The following is a 25,259-nucleotide window of genomic DNA, read 5'->3' as shown; positions in this document are numbered from 1 at the left end:
TTACATTTCCAATAGTGGTGAAAACTCATCAAAACCTTCTTCTTCATCCGCAGATTCTTCTAAAGAACAAAGTTCATCGGGGTAAATTATTCCTTGAATGCGCTGCAAAGGTTTTAAAAATGCGCCATAAAGTTCCTGGTAAATTTCACGAATTACCGGGTCTTCATGATTAACACATTCCTCTAAAATGATTCGCATCTGAATCAGCATACTATCTCGTCCAGAGTCGGGCTTACCTTCTGTGGATTTTTTAGCCCAAGCTGCATCGACAAAGTAAACTGATACGGGGCATCCATTCCGCATTCCTCGACCAATTGTTTGCAGAATAGCTACCATTTGATTAGCCGTAAATGATTTGAATAATTCAGGCCCCAAACGGCTAGCCATTAAGGGTTCACGTAACAATCTATTGGCAGTTAACCACAGGTTTTTTCTTGATTGCTGCCAAGCTGTTGCTATTGCATTCAAATCTTCTGTTTCGCTAAAAACTCGACTATCAAATTCTTGTGTTGCTCGTCCTGCCAAGCTGTACAAAAGCTGCATATCGTTTTTGGTAGGGTGAGGACGAGTGAGGAAATAAATCGAGCCAATTGCCGCATCTAGTTTTCTTTCCCCTTTGGTAAAAACGATGTTGACGCCTCTACCAATTGCCAACATAGGAAAAATTAAAATATGGCAATTTTCATCATCTCCCAATGCTTCACACTGAGCAGAAGTGACAAAATCTTTTGGTTGTTCTCCCTCTTTCAGGGAGTTAACAACTGCTTTTGTATGCTTACCAATTTGAGGATGATAGTCATTGATATATTTCTTAATATCACGAGCTTGATCGTAACTATTAACAACTAAAGCAGCTTTGCGACGGATACCAAATTTGATATCAAATTTATCCATAGATTTGTAAATTTCAGGCTTAGTTCCTCCTACAAGAGCAGCGACCATCCGCAGAAGATTACGTTTTTGCAGGTCGCCAGCACCGCTATATTTGAGGGGTTCATCACCACGTTCCCTATCTGGAAACCATTTGAAACGATAAATGCTTTCTGCTGATTTATTATTTTCTGACTGACGTGGTTTAAGTAAATAATGGGGACCGACGTTAATGTGGTAAGCGGGACTTGCTTGTAAAAATGATGTGGCTGAGGTAATTAAAATGGCTGGGCTTGCTTGTCCGTCATCTGCTGCTAACAACCGATGAAAGCGGTGCATTAACATTCGAGGCGCACCTACAAATGTAATGTAAGATAATTCCACATTTCTGGCAGCAGTGCGCGTTGTTAGGGCTTTAAAAAAACTATATTGCACACCAGAAAATGAGCCTAAAATGCTCTCTGGAATGATTTTTCTGAGTTTTGGTGATGCAGTTGATTCTACAATAGGTTCACGAATTAGACCTTCTGCAACCATCGTTCTCGTTCCTGGTACAATTCGCTGATAACCCAAAATTACGAATGTAACAGTTATAAGTAATTTAATTAAATCTTCTGCTTCTATGGTTAATTGATGATCTGGAAAACAGAGTTTGAAAAATAATTCAATAATTTCTTGAACAATCGCATCACGATGCTTAATGAGATTTTCAGCTAGGTAACGGCGGAAATGATGAATGAGAGTCTTCCATTGCTGTTCTAAGGTTTCTTTGTTTATGCCTATATAATGAGGCCAAAAATCTGCTTTAAAATCTTGAGGGTTATTAACACCTGTGCGGTCATAAAAGGCATTATAGGCTGCTTTTTCCCAAAATTCAGCTAACGCTCTACTTCTGGTAACTTCTCTTTTGACTTCTTGTTCATCAATTTCATCTTGCCTATTAGATTTATTAACACTGTTTAAGAGTTCGCTAACAATCCGTAATACAGTCAGCAATTGATTTTCGTAGCGTTCTCTTACCCGCGACCCAGACATATTCTGAACAGTGGTAATTAAGGAAGTATTATAGTTACCAAATTCTGCCGAGTCTCGGCTGTAGAGTTCTACATCTCGATCAAATAATCGATGGCTTTCGCTGCCAGCAAAGCGGTTATGAATTTGTTCTAAAATTACCCGATGAATTGATCGCTCTGAGCCTGAAATACTTAAAGTTGCTGCCCCATAATTATCTAAGACGTTCTGCACCATGTCGCCTTCGTCGAAAACAACTAGGTCAAAGGTACGGGCAATTAATTCAAAATATCGTACTTCTTCCTGAATCGCGTGAGGTGATATTTGAGTATCGAGCGATCGCACATGACCAACCCAAATATTCGCATCCAATAAATCTCGCTGTGCTTTGTTGCGACCACACATTGTCCATAGGGGACACAGGCATTTTTTCATCTTTCCCTGTTTCCCGCCTCCTTGCAATATCTCGTTACAAGGTGCGTAACTAAAGCCCCACAAAGACATATCAGCAGTTGAAAAGGCTGGTAGAACGCAACTCATACCAAAAACTTCTGCTTGTTCCAAGGTATAAGCAAAACCACCATTATTTCCGGTAGCAGCGATCGCTTCTGCAATATTGTCTGCGTGACGGCGACGAGTTTCATCACCTTGACCGACAAGCATTCCCACCTTAACTTGATGAAATGCCAAATCAGCCATGTACTGTCTAGCAACTTCAATTGAAGGAAACACAAACATTGCTTTATAGTTATGTAGCCCCAACCAAACAGCAATCAACACAAGCAAGGTTGTTTTACCTGATCCAGGCAAACCAATTAAGTGCTTGATGTCTTCCAATTCCAACACATCATCTTGTTTCCGCAGTCCTTTTCCCGCCTCCGACACCATCAGATCAAAGCGTTCAAATCGATCTGCCCAATTACCAGGTCGTCGTTCAGGATCTTGTTTTTCACGCTCGTCCATCTCACGAGCCAAATCGCGCAGTTCTCTTAGCGGGATGAGAATCTTCCCTTTTGGTTGGCGGTTGAGCGAATGTGTGCGATGTGCAGCAATCGGAGCAGTGATACGGGGGATGGGTAACTGCACGGCGGTTGACTCTTCACCTAAGGCAACAGCCATTGGCTGACGAGGATCGGCAACTGTAAAACCATACGTCTCATATGGCAAAGGCGTACTAAGAATTTGCCGCGCCTGTGTAATTGATGAATTTTCTAAAGGGTCTGTTCTTTGAAAGTGAAGTGTTTCAATATCAATTTCATACGTCCCTTTAGTATTGTTGCAGTAATGATAATTGTTAAAGAGAGCAATTGCGTGCTTAACTGACTGGTTTGTAACATATGCCAGTGACATCTGCCGCATATTGAAGATAGCTTGACGGGCTTTTTCAAATGCAGGTGCATTTAGGATGCTGGCCATGCCTGACATTACTACTGGTGCATACTCCAGTGAATTAGTCCCGATAAATTCTTCCATGAAAACGCAAAGCCAGCAAATTCGCTCTGCACCTTTCCAAAACTTAGGTTTGGTTCGCATAGGGCATCTTCTTTAAAAACTCAATAACGGAGGATACTGACATAATTACTAAACTGGCTGGATCGTCTTTTTTATCAAGGGTTGATTTAAGAGTAGAAATGTAGCTTGGGTTATCCTCAATTAAGCGATCGTTCACAGCCAAAATCCGACGACGATAATAAATCAACCCGCCAATACTACGATTGAGACGCAAAGCCAGAGTCACTGGACTTGTGTAGGACTTAGCATCAATCCCAATTACTTTTCCATTAATCCCTATATCGCATAAATCTGACTCTGGATAAAGTTCAGCATCTAGCCCGTTTTGTCTGGCTATATCAAATATGGCTAATTCATCAATTGCTGGGCCTGTCCAGTAGGTGAGAATTTGCGGCTTGGCAATCCATAAAATATCTTTGTTGGGATCTAGCTTCTCATATACTTTTGGCGATTCATGGCCAATGCACTGGCGAATGGGACATCGCCCTTGTGCAAAAAGTTTACTGTTAGGATGAGGTCGCATGAGTGTGCCGCAGTCTGCACAACGGTGTGCCAAATTATCAATTAGCCAAATATCCGGTACTAGGTCGAAAAATTTCTCAATGATCATTCCTTGTAAAGGAGTTAAATCATGATCAACCAAGTAATCAAATAGTTGGCGTTGTCCTATCAGAGAATATCTACCAAACAACTCTCGTAATGCAGTGTAAGCCTTATGTTGACGACGACCGCCCAACCTTTGAGTTGCGTCGCATAACTCAGTATAAAGACGATGTTCTATAACATTATTTTCTCCAAAACCCCTACTTAGGTTGGCAATCTCTGCACAGTCTGATGTGGGAACTCGCAAATCTGGATCGATGATGGTTGCGTTAGAAAAGCGAAAGTCTGATTGGCTAAAAATTTTTAACCCCCAACGATCAGAACCAAGGGGGTAGCGTGCGTTATTCAAAACAGTGTGTACACAAGCCGCGCGATCGCATTGTCCTTCTTCAATATAGAGACGACCTAATTTGCACATTGCTTGATAGAGTTCTGGCGGCAATGTACTATCCTCTTGACGAACTATTTGTTTACCTGGCAGTACTCGTTCATATTGGCGAATAATTCCTTGCGCTAACAACACCACTGCATCTTCAGCCAGATCCATTGCTGGTCTGTGTCCAGTAGGTAACGGCAAAGCAGTTGCGGTGATTGTGGGTAGCCACGTGGGGTCTTGACCTTGTGCTTCTACCAGAATTTGCATCTCCAAAGTATCGTCAGAGAAAGAAGGCAATACTTGAGTAATTGCTGCAAGTGTCCAACCTTTCTTCAATAGGAGAGCAGTTGCCAAACCCTCCAAAACCTGACGAAAGCCAAATTCTTGTCCTTTGGGTTGTGATAAAAGTTGTTTCGTTCTCCACGACCGAACGGTACGCAGCGCAGGTGGTTCTATAGACAGTTCAAGCTGTTCAATCTGGCGTTTTAGCTCCTTTGCTAGAGCCTCCGCAGTTCCCTGCCACTGACGCACGTCCTCAAAGTACATAAGTGTAATTGGATATTTTTTACATCAATTCCTGTTTACACTAAATGATGTAATTTAAAATGTCAATACACCAAACAAGACGCAAAGAGTAATTTTTGTGTCTTGGCACGGTACTAGGGAACTTGGTCAAAATAGTACAAAATCAAATAATTGATGTGCCATTTCCAATTTAGAACAAGGTGCGATCGCTACTTGCCGTCCTTGACTATCTAAAAATATCGCTTGATTCTTATCACTCCCAAAACCACTATCAGGTTGATCGATGGGATTGGCAACAATAGCATCAAGTTTTTTACTCTGTAATTTTTCTAATGCAGGCTTGACAATATCTCTACTTTGTGCTGCAAAGCCAATTAATATCTGATGCGGCTGTTTGAGTTTTGCTAATTGGGCGACTATATCCGTTACTGGTTCCAGGGGTAAGGCTTGGGGGAGCGATCGCTTGGGTAATTTCTCTGTACTATAATCTCGTGGCTTCACATCTGCTACGGCTGCTGACATGACAATTACATCAGCGTTGGGTAAACATTCCAGCATGGCCTGCTGCATTTGCTCGGCACTAATGACGGGAATTGCTTGCACTCCTAATGGTACATCCCAATTAGCTGGTCCATGTACTAGAGTGACGTTTGCGCCTCGGTGAAGTGCGGCTTGCGCTAAAGCTAATCCCATTTTACCTGTTGAAGGATTGCCAATAAATCTCACTGGGTCAAGATACTCTCGCGTTCCCCCAGCACTAATTAACACTCGTTTACCTGCTAAATCTCGTTTACCTTGAGTGTGTAACAACGATTGGATATGAGCCAAAATTTCTGGAGGTTCTGCTAATCTACCAGCACCGACGCGATCGCACGCTAATAAACCCGATGCTGTATTCATTCCATGATATCGGCTATCTATCAATAGCTGTTGCCAATTTCGCTGCACTGATAGCTGTTCCCACATATCCGTATTCATTGCGGGTGCTAACAGCACCGGACAAGTAGAAGCCAGCACGGTATTTGTAAGTAAATTATCCGCCATCCCGTAGGCTAACTTTGCTAATGTATTAGCTGTTAAGGGGGCAATTACCATGACATCTGCCCATTCACCCAACTCAATATGCAAAGGACGAGAGTGAGTTGGTTTCCAAAAATCATCATCTGTGTAGGCGGGATGACGAGATAGGGTGGCTATTGTCAGAGGCGTGATAAATTCTTGTGCCGAACGGGTGAGGATAACTCGAACCTCCACCCCAGTTTTAAACAGCGTCGAAACTAATGCACAGATTTTGTAGGCGGCGATACCGCCACCTACAGCAATTAGAACCTTGTTCAACTTTGGATTAGGCATGATAAAAAGTTAGGAGTAAGTAGTTACAAAAATTAGTACTAAATAGTTAGAACTCCTAACTCCTAACTCCTAACTCTCAACTACGCTTCATCGTAAGGTTCCAAGTCTAAGAGGTAGATATAGGGTTCAACTAACTCTGGGCGCTGAAATGCGATCGCTCGCAATAAATGCCAATCATTTAAACCCTCAAAAGCATTACTATAATTATCTAGCTCCAGACGTGTAGCTAGTTCTTCTACTTCTGCCACAGTCATGGCAGCAATTTCTTTCCTGGAAATGCTTAGAGTTGTCATAATGCTCGCCCCTCCCTTATGCAGCACTCGCCTTCAGCATGGGTTAAGTTGCGCTGAACGCAGCCACCCAATATATATTACTCATTAGAAGTCATTAATTTCGTGAAAATTGTCAGAATTTGTACCAGAATTTATAAAAAATTCGTAATCCTGACTAAGCAATCGTATTTACAACGAAATTTCGTAGCACCTCTAACGTTTGTGGATTTATTTCATGCCCCATATCAAATTCGTGGTATTCTACCGCCACTTTTAGAGACTTAAGGGTTTCTCGTGCCTTGAAAGCAGCTTGTAGTGGCACAACTTCATCATACCTCCCGTGGCAGATTAAAGTTGGCGAAATCCCTTTTTGATCTGCCGTTACTGCATCAGGATGTAAATACCCACTCATAACAACTAAACCTGCTAAAGGCAATTTTGAGCCGACATCTAAAGTCATTGCCCCACCTTGAGAAAATCCACTTAAAATAGTACGTGACAAAGGTATGCCAGTGGTACTTTCTAAAGATTGCAAAAAATCTGTTAGCAGTTGCCGACTTTCTGCCAACCCTTGATACATATTTTCCACCCGCAGGTCATACCATGCCCTCCCTACTGGGGAATAGGGATAAGGGTAAGGTGCGTTGGGTAATACAAATTGGTAATCAGGTAAGTTGAGCAACGGTAACAAAGATGCTACATCCTCAGCATTAGCTCCCCAACCATGCAAAGTGACAATTAAGCCTGCGGGGGGTTGAGAAGTTTCTTTTTTAACGGTAATAGCTTGTAAAGACAGAGGTTTACTCCTAAAATTCTACTTTTTTAATAGATTCTATCTCTTCAAGCAGACATATTATTTACCGCATTTGCTGCTTGCCCAAAGAATGCGATCATAATAGATATCGCTAAGTAATTTCCAAGCGTACATTAACTATTTGTTCTCTGTTTCATCTTCAAGCAGAATGGTGTTCAGAAGATTCAATTCACTGGATGCCATAAAGTAGCGATCGCTAAAAACTGTTTCTAATTGCGTAAAAATCCGTCTACCTGCCACAGCTACCCAAGGAAATGTTCGATAGTGAGGTACTACGGGTATGATTAAGCCTTGAGGAGTTAGAGAACGTCCTAGCGCACTTCTCCAAGCTTGTGGATCTTGTAATACCTGTTGGCGCATATCATCTTCTGATTGTTCATCCCAGAAAAGGGGATAGTCTAGGGGTAAACCTATAACTATATTTTTAGTTTTTAATGCTTGACGTGTGGAAGATTCAATCACAAATCCCTCTTGTTCTCGACTCAATAGTTTATACAGTTCGTTGGCAGGACGTTTGAGTTTTGAGGGAAATTTGAACTTCTTGCTTTCGGCAATTTCTTTTAGCGATCCTAAAAGACGACTGCTATTTTGTTTAACATCGGCTTTCCATGCTTCAAAGCTAAATATTTCTTCAGTTTGGCGATCGCTCCAATCTTCTATCCAGAAAGGCCCAATACAAGTTAATCCATCTGGTATTTGTAGTTCGTGGTTATCTAAAGATGGCAATAACCGACTCGACATCCTAGAAACAGTTTTGACTAATGCTTCCAGAGTTTGGTAATTCACATACGATTTTGCATTCCGATCTGATGCTTGTCCTGTTAAATTCAAGTGCTTAAAAATTTGTTCTGTTAAGTTGGCTGCTTTGATCGCAATAGCTTTTGCTTCTTGAGAGTGATTATCGCGGATAAAAACTTTGGTTTCATGGAGGAAATCTAAGACCTCATCAGACATTAATCTCAATAATTCCTCATCTCCAATTAAACCCACTGGAACAAATGCAATTCGCTTGTACTTGAGTCCAGCATCTCCTTTAATACGAGTGTGAATTGTAGAGCGCAGCATTACCAGCAAAGTTAATAAATCGCTTGACTGACGCAACCATAATCGTTTACGGTCAATGTCTTCTCCTTCAATGATGAAATCATTGATTAGCATGACTAAGCGTCTATCTTTGTAATCTCCAGAAACTTGCATTCCGGTTTCTGGATCTGTATACATTCCTCGACCCCGGTAAATTAATTGCGCGACTTCCATTAAAGCGGCTTCAATATTAAATCGGGGAATTGCTGCAATAATCCAATCTGTTTTTGGGAAAGAAACACCTCTTGCTCCTGAAGAAGTCATCAAGAAAACTCGGATTTGATCGCGTCGTGGTTCTTTTACTAATTCCAATCGCTTATTAGCTGGTACGCTTTGATCCAAAACTGCTACCTGTCCTTTATTTACCAGAGCATCTTTACCACTGGTCAATTTATCCTGCAAGTGACGTAAAAAAGCTTTGTCTTGAGCAAAGAAAATTAGCTGCTCCGCTCCCTGTTGTAACCCGCGTTCGATTTCCAAGTAGGCATTCATTAGCAACTGGTCTTCTAATTGCTCTCGAATGGCTTGTCGAATTGTCTGTTTTGTTCCATCACTAGTTAATCCTGGTGTAACGGGAGACAGCCTAATACTATAGTCAATATCGAGTTTCCTGGCGGGGTAACTATTTGTCATAACATGGAGCGTTGGGTGCTTTCTGGGGCCTACTTTGGTATAAGTGCCTGTCACCCGAAATGGTGCTTCACCTTGACTTTGACTAATTAGCACCTTGTCAGGGGCGCGATCGCCTGAATTTAAAAAACTATTCAACACAACCTCATTACTCAGTGAGGCATCAGCAACAATCAGAACAATTCTAAACGGAGACGGCGTTGTTTCAAACGGATCGAGAAACTGCTGGTGCAACCATTCTGCTAACTTATGGACAAAGGGCGCTCCTGCACCATCACCCGCCAGTTCATCTACCATGACAATAATAGTAGGAATTTTGGCTGCAAATGCTGAACGTTCATTCTTTCCTGGCTTGGTATTAGCTGGCTTTGAAAACAACTTGCTGAGGGCATCAACTGTAGTTGATTCGTTAAGCGTTCGATAACCTTGAATGGCAGCAGTCATTACTAGGCGATTAACTCGTGGATTAGCTTCTAGTAATTTTCGAGCAGAGGTTGCTAAGGTACGTAATACGCCAGGGCGATGAGGAGATTCTACGCTATCTTCCCGTTCGTTGAGAGAACGTTTAGACCGAGTAGAGGGGACTATATTGCAATCAATCTCCTGTTCTTGTTCTGGAGTGAGGAAGAGAATACTGCAATCAGGATGGTTGAGTCTTTCAAAGCCATCGACAACAACGGCACTATCAATACGGCGAGGTTGAGAGCCGTTTTGCTTGGCCTGTTGCTCGTACCACTTAGGAGCTGAAACAATCAAATTGGCATTACTTGTGAGGGTCAATATCCCAGTAGTATTACCGTTGTTTCTGGCAATTTTGTCAGTAACATCCCGATTAATTACCACTCGTGGACTCAAATAAAGAAACAAAAAGCCTTGAGAACGTTGCTGAATAAATTGCATCACAGCAGTCGTTTTACCAATCCCAGGATTTCCTTCCAAAGCGATGACATTGATTCTACCTAGTTGAGCAGCATTCAGCCCTGCGATAACTGCTGCTTGGTGAACCTGTGGCAAAGGAATTTTTTCGTTGTGTGGATTTACCTGATTCAGAGCTTGTTCGATTTGTGATTGAGGATTTTCGCCAAAAAAGTCAAATAATGCTTCGTTTTCCTCAACAGCAGCGATCGCCTCAGCCTTGCTCACTTCATCCATTGGGTTGTAAAATCCTTTCACATTCTCCTGAAATAGAAAGTGAAGATGTCCTCCTGGAGTTGGATTCTCAGCAAGACGCTTTGCTTGTGTTTTGAAATCAGAGGGTAGCGATCGCTGAATCAATATCATCTTCATCGCAGTCATACTGATTTTCCAAATGCTCGGCAACTGCACTACACATTTGCTCAAAATAATCAGTTCCTTCTACTCGTTCACGTGCAGAAATAACTTTGGCAACAACTTTGTCTGACTTGCTAGGCTTGGTATCTCCTGCTTGAAATTTTATCGGTACGAGGTTAGCAGTGTTGGTTAGATTCTGAAACTTAGTACCTGCACGTGTAGCAAGTTGTTTGAGTTGCTGATCGGGATCATCTAACAGCAATGTCAATAATGAAGTATCAGAAGGTAATGCAGTATCTAATGCTTGGTCGATAGCAGCAATTAATTTGTCTATTGCACCGGGTAACTTTGTTGCATTGCCATCACTCAAACAGCCACCAATGCGCGACCTATTCCCGAATGCTGGCATTGGCAAGTTTTGAATAAACCCACCGCCTCTAGCTGGGTTGAAAGCTTCTTGGAAGTCAGGCTGTGTAAAGAACCGACGCAGAACGGCTGAAGTATTTATTCTCAGGCGTTTATTTTGTTTGTCATCAAATTTAAACAGCGGCATCCCTTTAGGGTTTGGCTGGTCGGTATTTGCCTGATTACTGCTAGTAGGAATAGCTTTAGTGAGTAATTCTATGGGTGTAGCAAGGTCAATAGACGGCTTCGGAGACCGTGCATCAACTTAAGCGCCAGTTTCTTTTGAAGGCATATTTTTTCCTTAATTTTCAGTCTTATGACTGCTTCATCTGCTTTAACTTCACAGTCTGGGCAGATGGATTCATTTCTTTTAATATCTTGAATGTGTCATATCTGTCAAGCTGCCCAAAATTCACACTTGTAATGGTTCACTTCAACTTTTTGCACAAGCAGCATTGAAAACTTAATTTATTTGCTGGTATTAGCAGTATTGAAGTAAACCAAGGCTTATGCAAAACTTGAGATCCTTTGCTTCACAACCTAACATCTGAGGAATTGATCAATGGCGCGTCTAGCCCTGCTGAGTGTATCTAACAAAACTGGTATAATTGACCTAGCCCGTAGCTTGGTTGAAGAATTTGACTTTGATTTAATCAGCAGTGGGGGAACAGCCCAAGCCCTCAAAGATGCAGGACTCCCTGTTACCAAGGTTGCAGATTATACAGGCTCACCAGAAATTTTAGGTGGTCGAGTCAAAACCTTACATCCCCGGATTCATGGCGGGATTTTGGCACGGCGAGATGTTCCCCAAGATATTACAGACTTAGAAAATAACCAAATTCGCCCGATTGATTTAGTGGTGGTAAATCTATATCCTTTCGAGGAAACGATCGCTAAACCAGGAGTAACATTATCAGAAGCTGTTGAACAAATCGATATCGGTGGGCCAGCAATGCTACGGGCATCATCGAAAAACTTTGCCCATCTCACTGTATTATGCGATCCGGCACAGTATGACGAGTATTTGCAGGAATTGCGCCAAAATAACGGTGTAGCATCCCTAGAGTTTCGGCAAAAGGCGGCATTAAAAGGATTTTCGCACACTGCTAGCTATGATCAAGTGATCGCTTCTTACCTCTCAGAAGCACAGCAGTACACCTTTAGCGGTACACAATTGCAATCTCTGCGTTACGGCGAAAACCCGCATCAACCCGCTACTTGGTATCAAACTGGTACTACTCCAACAGGATGGACAGCCGCGACGAAACTGCAAGGCAAAGAACTTAGTTACAATAACTTAGTTGATTTAGAAGCTGCACGCCGAATCATTGCTGAATTCACTGATACTCCAGCCGCAACGATTATCAAACATACAAATCCCTGTGGTACGGCATTGGGAAGCACTATTTCAGAAGCGTATCAAAAAGCTTTCAATGCTGATTCTACTTCTGCCTTCGGTGGAATTGTCGCACTCAACCGTCCGATTGATGCGGCTACAGCTAGCGAGTTAACCAAAACATTTTTAGAATGCGTGGTTGCGCCAAGTTGTGAAGCCGAAGCTCAAGAAATCTTGGCTAAGAAATCTAACGCGCGGGTTTTGACTCTAGCTGATTTGAGCAGTGGCCCTAAGGATACAGTGAAAGCGATCGCAGGTGGTTTTCTTGTCCAAACTAGCGATGACATCATTGCTGATACTAGTCAATGGCAAATAGTCACTGAACGCCAACCCACCGACAGCGAGTTAGCCGAATTGCTGTTTGCTTGGAAAGTTTGCAAACATGTTAAATCGAATGCCATTGTTGTCACAAGCGATCGCACTACACTAGGAGTAGGTGCTGGTCAAATGAACCGCGTCGGCTCAGTTAAAATTGCCCTAGAACAAGCTGGAGAAAAAGCCAAAGGTGCAATTCTAGCCAGCGATGGATTCTTCCCCTTCGATGATTCTGTGAAAACAGCCGCAGCAGCAGGAATTACAGCCATCGTCCAACCTGGGGGAAGTTTACGCGATAAAGATTCAATCAAAGCTGCTAACGAACTGGGTTTGCTGATGGTCTTAACTGGTGTACGTCACTTTTTACACTAAATCATTGACCATAAGATGTACACTTCAGGAAGTGTCACATAACTTAATTGCTTTTTGATTGGACTAGTGATATATTTTAGTCGTGTGTGAGGAGCAAGTTAAAAATAAAAAGCGCCTGGGGTGGAAACACGGCAACACTCCCAAGCGCTTTTTAATTTGCATATAGAAATTAGATTACTTGTGCAATTTGAAAAGTGTCACCCAATATACTTGCGTTCTGATGAAAGTAGTGATACTGTATATTTGTGTGAGGAGCAAGTTAAGAATAAAAAGTGCCTGGGGTGGAAACACGGCAACACTCCCAGGCACTTTTTAATTTGCATATAAGAAATTAGGATCTAAAGTGAATAGCACTAAGATAAGTGCAAAGCATTGTATTGCCTCGTTCCCAGCCTAAAGGCTGGGAAAATATTCTGAGAGGCTCCGCCTCCTCTTTCTTAATCAGAGGCAGCAACTCATTTGGACTACATTCCTAGTCTTGAGACTGGGAACTAGGTTACACAAGCCTTTCGGTTTTTCTTAGTCCATTATGATCTGATTACTATTTAACTCAATAGCTGATACAAATAAGTAAATGGGCGTAAATAAATATAATATGTTCCGTTATTGCGAGTGAAGCGAAGCAATCGCAAAGTCTCTGGGATTGCTTCGCTTCACTCGCAATGACATCTTATATTTAATCATGCCTACCTACTTACATGGGTAAGGTTGTATATTCGTACAACCCTAAAGGCGCTTCATGATGTTACTTAGATTTTTGAAAATAGTATGAGATTCTGAATTTATTTTCTGTCGAAATGGGGGAGAATAAATGGCTCTCCTAAACTAGTTATAGAAAATTAATACTTGATATCAGGTTAAGTTCTTATATAGTAAGGGATTCAAGAATCAGAAATCATATTTTTATTAAATCTTTGATTCTATTTTAGCGAAACCTAATTATATCAGGTATTTTAAGTGTTTTTTAGTATTAATTTATCAAGCGAAGTCTGGGAGACCCGAATAAATTAACCATTTCAAATATTAATAAAGATAGAAATTTTAATATAATGCAAGCATATTTAAAGCAACCAAAAGACAGATTCAATCAGCAATCATTACTTTTAGTTTATTGATTATAAAACAAAGAACGTTATGAATGTAGGGTGCAATTTATCTAAAGATATAGATGATGACAGAGTAAGAGCTTTAGTTCTTACTCTGTGCTTATTAATCCTTTTATTCCGAATGAAGTTGGTATAGCTACCATCGTCATTTTGAGACTAAATAGCCAGCTTTAACCAGTCTAAAAAGTTGAAACCTTCAGTTCAAAAGTGCTAAATTTCAGCACCCGCTTTTGCTTCTGCACCCATTGGCGAAACATAATCACGGAAAAGAGTAATTTGTTGCTCAAACTCTAATCCTTGAATTCTGCCAAACAATTCTTGACATTCTGAGGGAAGTTCATAGTCAGAAGGTACAGGAATAATAGTACCATTATCCATACCTTGAGATAATCGATACCAAAATAGTAGCTTGGTGGTATCACCCAAAGAACCATATTCACGAGATATTAGGGTATCCGCTTTATTAATCAAGTCACGCTGAACTTGTAATTGTTGTTCGTGAGATAATTCCTTAACTTGATTAAACAAACCTTCAGCAATTTCTGGAGAAACAGTGCTGGCACCAGGAGCAGCTGGCGTAATAGACTTACCCATTTCTTTGTAAATGAACCAAAACAAAGCCAGTTGTTGATCCACATCCAACTGTTGCCAAGCTTGGACATGTTCACGAATAGTTGGATCGCCAGTTTGTGTAAATGTCATTATTAACTCCAATTGCAATTAATCAATTTCATTAGCAAGGTTATCAAATGTACATTTAGGGTTTTACCCTACTGAAGACAGATGTATTGGAATCATAAAGAAGAACAATTATAAATAGAACATAAATCGTGCCGATTGTAGTCCTGCATTAGAAATATTACAGTTAGATAAAAGCCCAATACTGCTCGGTTTTTGCATTTTTAACTCGGCATTGAATTTGGGAAAAGGTTAAAGCTTTTTTCTTTCCCCTTTCCCCCGCCCCTTATCCCCAGAGGGGCCCCCACCTTCCCCTTTTCCCCAAAACCCGACAAGTATTGCATAAAAGCCAATATCAAAACCCAAAAACAATCATTATTTTGGCTATGAGAAGAATTTACCCATGAAAATGCTACGAGAATCAGATATTTTCATATCAAGTTTGGGTGATTACTTATAGTAAAATTTCTCAATGTAAGTTGAGTTTAACAGGAGTAAAAACCAACACAAACAAGGAACGAATGTTGCGTTTTGTTCCTCAACCAAATCTAGAGATATTATAAGTCTTTAACCGAATCTGATATCACAAATTATTTCGGTAGATAGATGTTAATTTTATTGTAACAGTGCTTAGAAAAGCACTGCCCAATTCAGTCATATTAATTTATTAACGGCGACATCCAATTTTTGAATGTACAGTAGGGATACGGCTTCTGTTGTTATTTAGCTTATTCTCGCCGATCTTGATAATCTTCAGAAGACTTCGGATCTAACTCCCAGCGAGAATCGTCACGTTCCTCTAAAATTTCGTTAGTACGCAGAAACGCAAAATCATCCATTTCTAACCCTACTGCTGCTTCTAGCTCCTCAGTTACATTTTGATCAGGAGTGGAAGTACTACCACCAACAGCCTCATCCCCAACTGCATCTGCATCTTGCCAATAAGCATCAACATCGCCACCAGTGAGTTCAGGACTAGTTTCTGTGTATTCCTGTCTTTCTGTTCTTATTGAGCGCCCACCAATATTGTATCCTGGCAAGTCTTTCACACCAGTACCGTAGGATTCGGTAATTTCCTGTGGCAAATCATTGGTTTCAATTTCGTCATTATGATTTTTTTCTGCCATGATACTAGCCCTTTTGTGCATTCTTAGAATAACGTTTTCCTGTAACTAAGTTGTCTTACTAGAGATGTATAGCTTTAGAAATAAAATAATCTATCCCCTAGGAACGAAGCTAAACTACCCATTGGGACATACCATTGTCAATATGAATTCATGGTCAAGCAACTTGTAGTTGAAGTTTTTAGTTATGAGTTAGGAGTTATCAAACGGGAATTATTCATCAGTAGTAAACTTCTCACTCATAACTATTTTCTATTTAGCAAAAATAAAAATCCTAGCTATTTAATGTCCTAATCGATAAATATTGTAGCTAGTTAAATACTAGAAATAAACAGGCAATACAAATTTATGACTGACTATAACAATCATTCCGGTAAGAAGAAAATTGCCATTCTCATTGAACAGTCGGTAGAGGATGCAGAATTTACAGTTCCTTATAATGGACTAAAGCAAGCGGGAATGGAGGTAGTAGTCCTCGGTTCCCGCATGAATGAAAAATATAAAGGTAAACGTGGCAAACTTAGCATACAAGCTGACGGCACTACTACAGAAGCGATCGCAGCTGAATTCGACGCAGTGATAATCCCCGGCGGGATGGCTCCCGACAGAATGCGGCGGAACTTGAACACAGTGCGTTTTGTCCAAGAAGCTATACAACAAGGAAAATTAGTCGCTGCTGTTTGTCATGGGCCACAAGTTTTGATTGAAGGCGACTTGCTCAAAGGTAAACAAGCCACTGGTTTTACCGCTATTGCCAAGGACATGATTAACGCTGGCGCAAAATATCTAGATGAGCCAGTGGTTGTTGACGGCAATTTGATTACATCTCGTGAACCTGGAGACTTGCCAATTTTCACCACAGCTATATTAAGTCGTTTGGGTTATGGCGGCAAAGATGCCGCATTACCAAATGAGAAAGACACAAGTGCTGAATGGTGGAAGCTGGCTGATGCTTGGGGTGGCTCAACTAAAGGTGAGATCACCAAAGGTTTAAATAATGCCCTTGCTGGTGAACGTTATTCGCTAGAAGCATTTGAAAACTACTTGCAAAAGGAATCAGATAACGAAGTTAACTCAGTCTTTCAGGAAATAATTGCTAATAAACAGCGCCACATTCAAAAACTGGAAACTTATCTCCAGCGATTGGACGAAAAACCCTCTTTAGGCGCAAATATTGCCAATCAGTATGCCAAGGTCAAAACTGCCATGACCGGAAGTGATGACATATATCAGTTACGTTCTGCTTTAGGTGATGTGCAAACTGGTATCGGCGATATTGGCAATTTGTCTGCAATGTTCACTGACCCAGTAGCAACTGCTATTTTCAAAGAAATTTACCACGATTTATTGAAATACGAACAGCAATTGGCAACACTATATCGGGCACGGGTAGGCGCTCAGATTCAACCTCCTAAGCCGACTACAGGGGCTGCTGTTTCAATGTAAGGTTTTTTGAACGTAGACAGCTACCGAAGAGGCGCAAATAACACACAAGAAAGAAGAGGGTATTTGCGCCTCTATGGTGAATTTACAGTAATGGAGATATAAAAAGTGACTTCAACATCAGGGGATAAATCAAGTACAAACCAGCCAGAAGCTAGTGAAGTAGAGCGTTGGGCATCCCTTATCGGTGGCGGTGCTATGGTGCTGATGGGTTTAAGGCAAGGTTCATTGCGAGGAGCGCTGACGGCTTTAGCCGGTGGCGGTTTGGTTTATCAAGGTGCAACCAAGCAAAGCACAATCCAGAAAGCACAGGAAGCAATAGGTCTAAACCAACCCATCAAAGTTGAAAAGACGGTAACAATTAATAAATCGGCAGAAGAATTATATCGCTTTTGGCACGACTTTGAGAATTTGCCTACATTTATGAAGCATCTCAAATCTGTCAAGGTGCATAACGAAAAACGTTCTCATTGGATTGCCAATGCACCTTTGGATAATACAGTAGAATGGGATGCAGAGATTCTCGAAGACCGGGAAAATGAATTTATTTCTTGGGCTTCTGTAGAAGGTGCAGACATTGATAATTCTGGTTTTGTCCGCTTCAAAAAAGCACCAGGCGATCGCGGCACGGAAGTTAAGGTTGTTTTGGAGTATAACCCCCCCGGTGGAGCATTGGGAGCTACCGTAGCTAAACTTTTTGGTGAAGAACCAGAACAGCAAATTGGCGATGAATTGCGCCGCTTCAAGATGCTAATGGAAGCAGGCGAAATTGCTACAACAGAAGGTCAACCTTCTGGACGCAAGTAGAGTTATTTGTTCTTTGTCCCTTGTCATTTGTCCTTTGCCAAAAGCGAATGACCAATGACCAATGACCAATGACTAATGACTAATGACTAAGGACTAATAACTATGAAAGCAGTTTGCTGGAACGGTGCTAATGATGTGCGGGTACAGTCGGTACCAGATCCGACAATTCTTAATCCGCGTGATGCGATTATTAAAATTACTTCCACGGCGATTTGTGGCTCTGATCTACATATATATGGTGGCTATATTCCCACAGTGCAACAGGGTGACATTATTGGTCACGAATTTATGGGGGAAGTCGTGGAAGTTGGTAAAGGAGTCAACAATTTAAAAATAGGCGATCGCGTTGTTGTTCCTTCCACCATTGGCTGTGGTAATTGCCATTATTGCCAACATGATATGTGGTCGTTGTGCGATAATTCCAATCCCAAAGGTTGGATTGAAGAAAAATTATTTGGCAATATCACCTCAGCCATTTATGGCTACTCCCACATGTTAGGTGGCTATGCAGGCGCACAAGCAGAATATATCCGTGTACCCTTTGCTGATGTGGGTGTCGTCAAAGTTCCGCCAGACTTGCCGGATGAGATGTTGTTATTCATCTCCGATGCCATCCCCACTGGTTATATGGGCGCAGAATTATGCGATATCCAACCGGGTGATACTGTAGCCGTTTGGGGTTGCGGTGCTGTTGGACAATTTGCCATGATTAGCGCCTACATGATGGGAGCCGAAAAAGTGATCGCTATAGATCGCTTTCCCGAACGCCTGGAAATGGCGAAAAAGTTTGCCAAAGCAGAAGTGATTAACTACGAAGAAGTTAATGCTGGCGAAGCGTTGAAAGAGATGACAGGTGGTCGTGGCCCCGATGCTTGCATCGATGCCGTTGGTTTAGAAGCACACGGTGTTGGTTTAGAAGGCTTCTACGACGAAACAAAACAAAAGCTCAAATTGGAAACCGACCGTCCCCACGTTTTGCGGGAAATGATGGTCGCCTGTCGTAAAGGCGGGACTCTTTCAATCATGGGTGTTTATGGTGGTTTTGTAGACAAAATACCATTGGGTGCAGCCTTTAATAAGGGTCTAACCTTTAGGATGGGACAAATGCATGGACAAAAATATATGCATTCGTTATTGCAGATGATTTTGGATGGAAAACTTGATCCATCCTTCGTTGTCACCCATCAATTGCCTTTAGAACAAGCACCCCACGCCTACAACATCTTTCAACAAAAAAAGGATAACTGCATCAAAGTTGTTCTTAAACCCTAAATGGCAAATAGTCATTTAAGGTTTGGATGTGTACACCTTACATAATAGAATTGAGGTCTTTTATGAATCGATTAACTTCTTGGCTGCGAAATATTCGTATTTCTCAAATTCTTGTAGTTTTCCTGGTAGGATTTATGTTTTTACTGGGTCAAGCTTTTAGCGACATTAATGTAGCGCAAGCTGATGTTATAACTCCAGAGGGAACCTATTATAAAGGAGTACCAGATGGTCAGGGTGAAATGAGAAACGATACCCAAACAACGAAAACCCAAAACCCATTAAAAGAAGCTGCTGAAAATATCCGCGAAAAGTTAAACTTGGATGAAGAGACTCCTCGCTCTACAAAAGAGTTTCTGAAGTCTACAAAAAATAAAGTCGAAGAAACAGTTCAGCCATTGACTGAAACTAAAGAAGGTTATTACCAAAATCCTCCATCAAGCACTAAGAGATAGAGTCTAGGTTTTTGACTCAGTTTTTGACTCATACATTGCTCAACCAAATTTGAGTAGTGACTGAGACGCGATAATTATCGCGTCTCAAAATCAGGCTAAATCAAGTATTTATCTTGATATAAACAAGCCAGAAATCATAACTAAGGAATAAATAATTATGAAAGCAGTTTGCTGGCATGGAGCAAACGACGTGCGGGTAGATACAGTTCCCGACCCTAAAATTCTTAACCCACGCGATGCCATTGTTAAAATTACTTCGACGGCAATTTGTGGTTCTGATTTGCATATTTATGACGGCTACATTCCCACCATGCAAAAGGGCGATATCCTTGGTCATGAATTCATGGGGGAAGTCGTAGAACTTGGAAGTGCAGTTAAAAATGTGAACGTAGGCGATCGCGTCGTTGTTCCCTTCACTATATCTTGCGGTAGTTGCTTTTTCTGCAATCGGGATTTATGGTCATTGTGCGATAACTCTAACCCCAATGCTTGGTTAGTAGAAAAGCAAATGGGACATTCGCCAGCAGGTCTATTTGGCTACTCTCATTTATTCGGCGGTTACGCTGGTGGTCAAGCAGAGTATGCACGAGTACCATTTGCCGATGTCGGCTTGCTCAAAATACCCGATGGTTTAACGGATGAGCAAGTGCTATTTTTAACAGATATTTTTCCCACTGGCTACATGGCAGCCGAGAACTGCAACATCAAACCCGGTGATATTGTCGCCGTTTGGGGTTGTGGCCCAGTCGGACAATTCGCCATCAAAAGTGCATATATGCTAGGTGCGGAACGTGTAATCGCCTTTGACCGCATTCCCGAACGTCTGCAAATGGCTAAAGAATACGGTAAAGCTGAAGTTCTCAACTACGAAGAAGTAAATATTGGCGAAGCACTCAAAGAAATGACTGGCGGTCGTGGCCCCGATGCTTGCATAGATGCAGTAGGAATGGAGGCACACGGTACAGATTTTATGGCGTTTTACGACCAGGTAAAGCAAGCAGTACGTCTAGAAACAGACCGTCCAACCGCATTACGGCAAGTAATAGTGTCTGCTGCTAAAGGTGGTCACGTATCAATTGCGGGTGTGTACGGTGGCTTCCTTGACAAAATCCCAATGGGTGCTGCCATGAATAAGGGATTAACCTTCAAAATGGGACAAACAAATGTCCATAGGTATTTACGACCCTTGTTAGAACGGATTCAAAACGGTGAAATCGATCCAACCTTTATCATCACCCATACTTTACCTTTAGAACAAGCGCCCCACGGCTACGAAATTTTTAAGCACAAGAAAGATAACTGCATCAAAGTTGTACTCAAACCATAAGGTAATTATGAGCGATACCAGCGTTAAAAAAATAGATTCTACCCATTCCCCTAAAGGTAAACTCGGTCAGAAGTATCTTGCTTCTGGTAAATCTATTTCCATGCGTCTTTGGGAAGACGAACAACCAAACGAAGACAAAGAACCAGCTTCCCGCGACTATGAAACAGTTGGTTATGTAATTAATGGTCGTGCCGAATTGCACATTGAAGGGCAAATGATTTTGCTAGAGCCTGGAAATTCTTGGGTTGTACCCAAAGGAGCCAGCCACACATACAAAATTCTGGAACCATTCACGGCTGTTGAAGCAACCAGTCCACCGGCTCAAGTCCACGGACGGGATGAAAATTAAGCTACAGATAAAAGAAGAGGCAGGGGGCAGAGGGAAATGACCCCTTCTTCCTGTCGTGGAATGAAGGGGAGATGGGTCTGAGTCCCCCACATTAAGTGGTTTTCGTAAAGAGCGGGAAGCTAACGCAACAGGTGGGGTCGAATCCCAATTCTTTTCTATCCCCCTGCTCCCTGCTCCCTTGCCTTTTTTTCAATGTAGGTATTTCGTAGGGTAGCACAACTGTGCTACCCTACTGTCTTTTGGTTATACCTTTCTCGAAAGAAGCCAGGGGTTTATGAAATCCTTTCCTAGACAGAACTATTAAGAAAAAAGCCCTAGTCGGAATACTTATTTAAAAGTATTTTTTTTATCAGACTAGAGGCTGATGAAGATAAAGCATTTGATTAGTTTCCTAGTAATAAGAGGCTACGCAAAATCGCATAAAAGTTTGGCAACTGTTTTGATTTTGTGTAAACGACATCTATTAACGAGGAATTCAAATGTTTTATCACAATAAGAAACTTCAGTATTTTAAGCCACCAGAAAAACCAGATGCAGTTTACGCAATGAAAATTCAAGAACTCATTGGCGGCACATTTGGTGAAATGACGGTGATGATGCAGTATTTGTTCCAAGGTTGGAACTGTCGAGGCCCTGCCAAGTACCGAGATATGCTGCTAGATGTTGGTACTGAAGAAATCGGTCACATTGAGATGCTGGCAACAATGATTGCTCATCTTCTAGATAAAGCGCCGCTCAAAATGCAAGAAGAAAGTGCAAAAGATGCGGTAGTAGGTGCTGTGATGGGCGGTAGTAGCCCACGAGATGTAATTATGGCGGCGGCAATGAACCCCCAACACGCTATTGTGTCTGGTTTGGGTGCAACCCCATCTGATAGCGTCGGCTATCCTTGGAACGGTCGTTATATTGTCTCCAGTGGCAACCTGTTGGCAGATTTCCGGTCTAATCTCCACGCCGAAAGTCAAGGACGTTTGCAAGCAGTGCGACTGTATGAGATGACCGACGATCCAGGGGTGAAAGATACCTTGAGCTTTATGATTGCTCGTGATACCATGCATCAAAACTTGTGGCTAGCAACTATTGAGGATTTAGAAAGCTCTGGATTGGAAACCACGCCAGTTCCCAGTTCCTTCCCATTGGAATTGGAGAAACGCGAGTTTTCTTATCAGTTCTGGAATCACTCAGAAGGTACGGAAAGTTCTGAAGGCCGTTGGGCAAAAGGCCCCTCAATGGATGGCAAAGGCGAATTTGAGTATGTAGAAAATCCCCAACCACTAGGCCCAGAACCGCAACCTCCTGTGCCCGATCCACGACTGCATGGTACCTCGAAAATGCCACTGGCACAAGGCGATGCTTCGAGCGCACCCTCTTTGATTGACCGTATAATCGGTGACTAATCATTGGCATAGAGTTGCATTCACATCTGTCTTAATAACACTTAATTCCCCCAATTCTCCTTCTAAAGGAGGGTTGGGGGAATTTTGATGAAGATGCATCAGCTAGGTAGCTATCATTTGGTAGTTTGATAGATTAGGAACGTGAAAGTAGTAAGAGCGATGCTAGAAACGAAATCCTTATCTGTTGACTTCTCCAAAGAAAAGGAAGATGGGTATAAACGAATTTTTTCGCGATCGCCACTTCTGACTAGTTTGAGTGCAAACTGGAATAATGTTTATTTTGCTTATGACTGGCAGACGGCTGGCGAGACTCCAGAGGTTTTGTCTAAACAGCATGGTGTTGCCATTTTTACCGAAGTGCCAACACCAATTCAGGCAGAACGGAGGCTTGATGGTCGCTTTCAAAGTGAGCAAGTAATTCAGGGTAATATTGTTGTCGCCCCTGCTTACACGGGACATCGTGCCTGTTGGGATACAGCCGGTGGTGTGATTCTTCTGGGATTTGAACCAACTGTTTTCGCTCATGCAATTTACGAATCAGTTGATCCTGATCGCATTGAACTTTTACCACACTTTGCCACACCCGATCCACTGGTTTACCAAATTGGGCTAGCCCTCAAATCTGCCCTCGAAAATTATGGTGCAGATAGTCGGCTATACGCAGAAGCAATGGCTAATGCCCTAATCGTTCATCTATTGCAGCACTACTGTACACAGAAACTTGTATTACGGGAATACTCAGGCGGTTTACCAAAACACAAGTTGCAGCAAGTGATTGATTATATCAATACTTATCTTGCTCAAGACTTAAGTTTAAAGGAGCTTGCAGGCGTTGTCCAAATGAGTTCTCATTACTTTTCGCAACTGTTTAAACAATCTACTGGTGCGACTCCACATCAATATATTATTCGCTGTCGGATTGAAAAAGCTAAACAGTTGTTGCTTCAAAGAGAATTTTCCATTGCAGAGATTGCTAGTCAAGTTGGTTTTGTCGATCAAAGCCATCTCAATCGCCACTTTAAGCGTCTTATGGGAGTTACGCCTAAGACAGTTTTACAAAAAAATCGGTAAAACGTCCAAAAATAGGACAAATATACAAGACTACAATCCATATTATTCCAATAATGGAGGCTAGCACGATTTAAAATCGTGATTCTAAAAATCAGCATAAAAAGTGTTTCGCTGTATGAATAGTATCTATCTAACTTTCGACTAAATTTCACTCTTTATATAATTCCTGATTAAAGCGAAGCATCGCCACTCATTTTCAATCTTTGGGGAAGAGGAATATTTAATTATGACCGTCGGTAGAAGGATTGAAACTAGAACTGAACCCATGCTGCTCAACATGGGCCCTCACCATCCGTCTATGCATGGGTGTTTTAGATTGATTGTCACCCTGGATGGTGAAGATGTCATCGATTGTGAGCCAGTTCTTGGCTATCTGCATAGAGGTATGGAAAAAATTGCTGAGAACCGCAGCAATATCATGTATGTGCCCTATGTTAGTCGGTGGGACTATGCAGCTGGGATGTTTAACGAAGCGGTTACAGTTAATGCCCCAGAAAAATTAGCTGATATTACTGTTCCGAAACGTGCTAGCTATATCCGTGTCATCATGCTGGAATTGAACCGGATTGCTAATCACCTGCTATGGTTGGGCCCATTCTTACTTGATACGGGTGCTGGAACTCCCTTTTTCTACATCTTCCGAGAACGGGAGTTGATTTATGATTTGTGGGAAGCCGCTACAGGTTATCGGATGGTGAACAATAACTACTTTCGCATTGGCGGTGTGGCGGCAGATTTGCCTTATGGTTGGGTAGACAAGTGCGAAGATTTCTGCAATTACTTTTTTCCCAAAGTAGACGAGTATGAGCGCTTAATTACCAATAATCCCATCTTCCGCCGTCGCGTTCAAGGCATTGGCGCGATCGCTCGTGAAGAAGCGATCAATTGGGGGCTTTCTGGCCCGATGTTACGCGCTTCTGGTGTGAAATGGGATTTGCGGAAAGTAGACCATTATGAATGTTACGACGATTTCGACTGGGAAGTGCAGTGGGATACTGCTGGTGATTGTTATGCCCGTTACTTGGTCAGAATTCGGGAAATGCGCGAATCGGTGAAAATTATTCGCCAAGCCCTCAAAGGACTTCCCGGTGGTGCTTTTGAGAACCTGGAAGCCAAGCGGATGGCAGCAGGGAAGAAATCTGAGTGGGATGGCTTTGATTACCAGTACATTGCCAAAAAAGTTGCCCCCACGTTTAAGATTCCCAAGGGGGAAATTTACGCCCGTGTAGAAAGTGGTAAAGGTGAATTGGGAATTTATTTAATTGGCGATGATCATGTCTTCCCCTGGCGATGGAAAATTCGTCCCGCCGATTTCAATAACTTGCAAGTATTACCCGAAATCTTACGCGGCGTGAAGGTTGCCGATCTAGTTGTAGTATTGGGTAGTATCGATATCATCATGGGATCAGTAGATCGGTAGTTGT

General features: G+C 41.9%; 19 protein-coding genes. 10 read left to right on the top strand and 9 right to left on the bottom strand.

The genetic code is table 11. The features are described 5' to 3' along the window. The 7 genes from H6G97_RS19555 to H6G97_RS19525 form a co-directional block, all read right to left on the bottom strand. On the bottom strand, window positions 1-3,414 hold the full coding sequence (locus H6G97_RS19555) for a pPIWI_RE_Z domain-containing protein (protein WP_190942374.1): 3,414 nt from the start codon (window positions 3,412-3,414) through the stop codon (window positions 1-3). Continuing rightward, complete coding sequence (locus H6G97_RS19550) at window positions 3,398-4,918, bottom strand: restriction endonuclease-related protein (RefSeq protein WP_190942373.1); 1,521 nt, start codon at window positions 4,916-4,918, stop codon at window positions 3,398-3,400. The genes H6G97_RS19555 and H6G97_RS19550 overlap by 17 nt, the downstream gene beginning before the upstream one ends. A gap of 126 nt (window positions 4,919-5,044) precedes the next feature. Beyond that, a complete protein-coding gene (gene coaBC, locus H6G97_RS19545) occupies window positions 5,045-6,250 on the bottom strand; it encodes a bifunctional phosphopantothenoylcysteine decarboxylase/phosphopantothenate--cysteine ligase CoaBC (protein WP_190942372.1) in 1,206 nt (401 codons plus the stop codon). 80 nt (window positions 6,251-6,330) lie between these two features. Next, complete coding sequence (gene isiD, locus H6G97_RS19540; protein ID WP_100897932.1) at window positions 6,331-6,543, bottom strand: protein IsiD; 213 nt, start codon at window positions 6,541-6,543, stop codon at window positions 6,331-6,333. 154 nt (window positions 6,544-6,697) lie between these two features. After that, a complete protein-coding gene (locus H6G97_RS19535) occupies window positions 6,698-7,303 on the bottom strand; it encodes an alpha/beta hydrolase (RefSeq protein ID WP_338421778.1) in 606 nt (201 codons plus the stop codon). Window positions 7,304-7,453: 150 nt separating this feature from the next. After that, window positions 7,454-10,345, bottom strand: a complete 2,892-nt coding sequence (locus H6G97_RS19530) for a helicase-related protein (protein ID WP_190942371.1) — start codon at window positions 10,343-10,345, stop codon at window positions 7,454-7,456. Then, on the bottom strand, window positions 10,299-10,874 hold the full coding sequence (locus tag H6G97_RS19525) for a hypothetical protein (RefSeq protein ID WP_190942370.1): 576 nt from the start codon (window positions 10,872-10,874) through the stop codon (window positions 10,299-10,301). The genes H6G97_RS19530 and H6G97_RS19525 overlap by 47 nt, the downstream gene beginning before the upstream one ends. A gap of 414 nt (window positions 10,875-11,288) precedes the next feature. Between H6G97_RS19525 and purH the strand changes: the two genes are divergently transcribed. Further along, the gene (purH, locus tag H6G97_RS19520) at window positions 11,289-12,809 is read left to right on the top strand and encodes a bifunctional phosphoribosylaminoimidazolecarboxamide formyltransferase/IMP cyclohydrolase (protein ID WP_190942369.1); all 1,521 of its coding nucleotides are present in this window, start codon (window positions 11,289-11,291) and stop codon (window positions 12,807-12,809) included. 1,316 nt (window positions 12,810-14,125) lie between these two features. Here the strand turns inward: purH and H6G97_RS19515 are convergent. Together H6G97_RS19515 and H6G97_RS19510 are read right to left on the bottom strand one after the other, a co-directional pair. Continuing rightward, a complete protein-coding gene (locus H6G97_RS19515; RefSeq protein WP_190942368.1) occupies window positions 14,126-14,617 on the bottom strand; it encodes an orange carotenoid protein N-terminal domain-containing protein in 492 nt (163 codons plus the stop codon). Between the two features lie 704 nt (window positions 14,618-15,321). After that, on the bottom strand, window positions 15,322-15,720 hold the full coding sequence (locus H6G97_RS19510; protein ID WP_190942367.1) for a DUF6335 family protein: 399 nt from the start codon (window positions 15,718-15,720) through the stop codon (window positions 15,322-15,324). Between the two features lie 345 nt (window positions 15,721-16,065). Between H6G97_RS19510 and H6G97_RS19505 the strand changes: the two genes are divergently transcribed. The 9 genes from H6G97_RS19505 to H6G97_RS19465 all read left to right on the top strand — a co-directional run bounded on the left by H6G97_RS19505 (window position 16,066) and on the right by H6G97_RS19465 (window position 25,255). Further along, window positions 16,066-17,163 (top strand): DJ-1/PfpI/YhbO family deglycase/protease, encoded by a 1,098-nt coding sequence (locus H6G97_RS19505; protein WP_190942366.1) that lies wholly within the window; start codon window positions 16,066-16,068, stop codon window positions 17,161-17,163. Window positions 17,164-17,268: 105 nt separating this feature from the next. After that, a complete protein-coding gene (locus H6G97_RS19500) occupies window positions 17,269-17,967 on the top strand; it encodes an SRPBCC family protein (RefSeq protein ID WP_190942365.1) in 699 nt (232 codons plus the stop codon). Window positions 17,968-18,069: 102 nt separating this feature from the next. Then, window positions 18,070-19,239, top strand: coding sequence for a zinc-dependent alcohol dehydrogenase (locus H6G97_RS19495; RefSeq protein WP_190942364.1), 1,170 nt, complete (start codon window positions 18,070-18,072; stop codon window positions 19,237-19,239). Between the two features lie 62 nt (window positions 19,240-19,301). Continuing rightward, window positions 19,302-19,691, top strand: coding sequence for a hypothetical protein (locus H6G97_RS19490; protein WP_190942363.1), 390 nt, complete (start codon window positions 19,302-19,304; stop codon window positions 19,689-19,691). Between the two features lie 157 nt (window positions 19,692-19,848). Further along, window positions 19,849-21,018, top strand: a complete 1,170-nt coding sequence (locus H6G97_RS19485; RefSeq protein ID WP_190942362.1) for a zinc-dependent alcohol dehydrogenase — start codon at window positions 19,849-19,851, stop codon at window positions 21,016-21,018. Between the two features lie 7 nt (window positions 21,019-21,025). Next, window positions 21,026-21,367, top strand: a complete 342-nt coding sequence (locus H6G97_RS19480) for a cupin domain-containing protein (RefSeq protein ID WP_190731111.1) — start codon at window positions 21,026-21,028, stop codon at window positions 21,365-21,367. A gap of 479 nt (window positions 21,368-21,846) precedes the next feature. Then, entirely contained in the window at window positions 21,847-22,764 is a 918-nt protein-coding gene (locus H6G97_RS19475; protein ID WP_190942361.1) for a manganese catalase, read from the top strand. A gap of 159 nt (window positions 22,765-22,923) precedes the next feature. Continuing rightward, entirely contained in the window at window positions 22,924-23,835 is a 912-nt protein-coding gene (locus H6G97_RS19470) for a helix-turn-helix transcriptional regulator (RefSeq protein ID WP_190942360.1), read from the top strand. 226 nt (window positions 23,836-24,061) lie between these two features. Then, the gene (locus H6G97_RS19465; RefSeq protein WP_190942359.1) at window positions 24,062-25,255 is read left to right on the top strand and encodes an NAD(P)H-quinone oxidoreductase subunit H; all 1,194 of its coding nucleotides are present in this window, start codon (window positions 24,062-24,064) and stop codon (window positions 25,253-25,255) included. The last annotated feature ends 4 nt before the right edge of the window (window positions 25,256-25,259 follow it).

Source organism: Nostoc flagelliforme FACHB-838 (assembly GCF_014698065.1).
Classification (GTDB): Bacteria; Cyanobacteriota; Cyanobacteriia; order Cyanobacteriales; family Nostocaceae; genus Nostoc; species Nostoc flagelliforme_B.
Note: the sequence above shows the minus strand (reverse complement) of the source record. Positions and strands in the feature narration are given on the sequence as shown.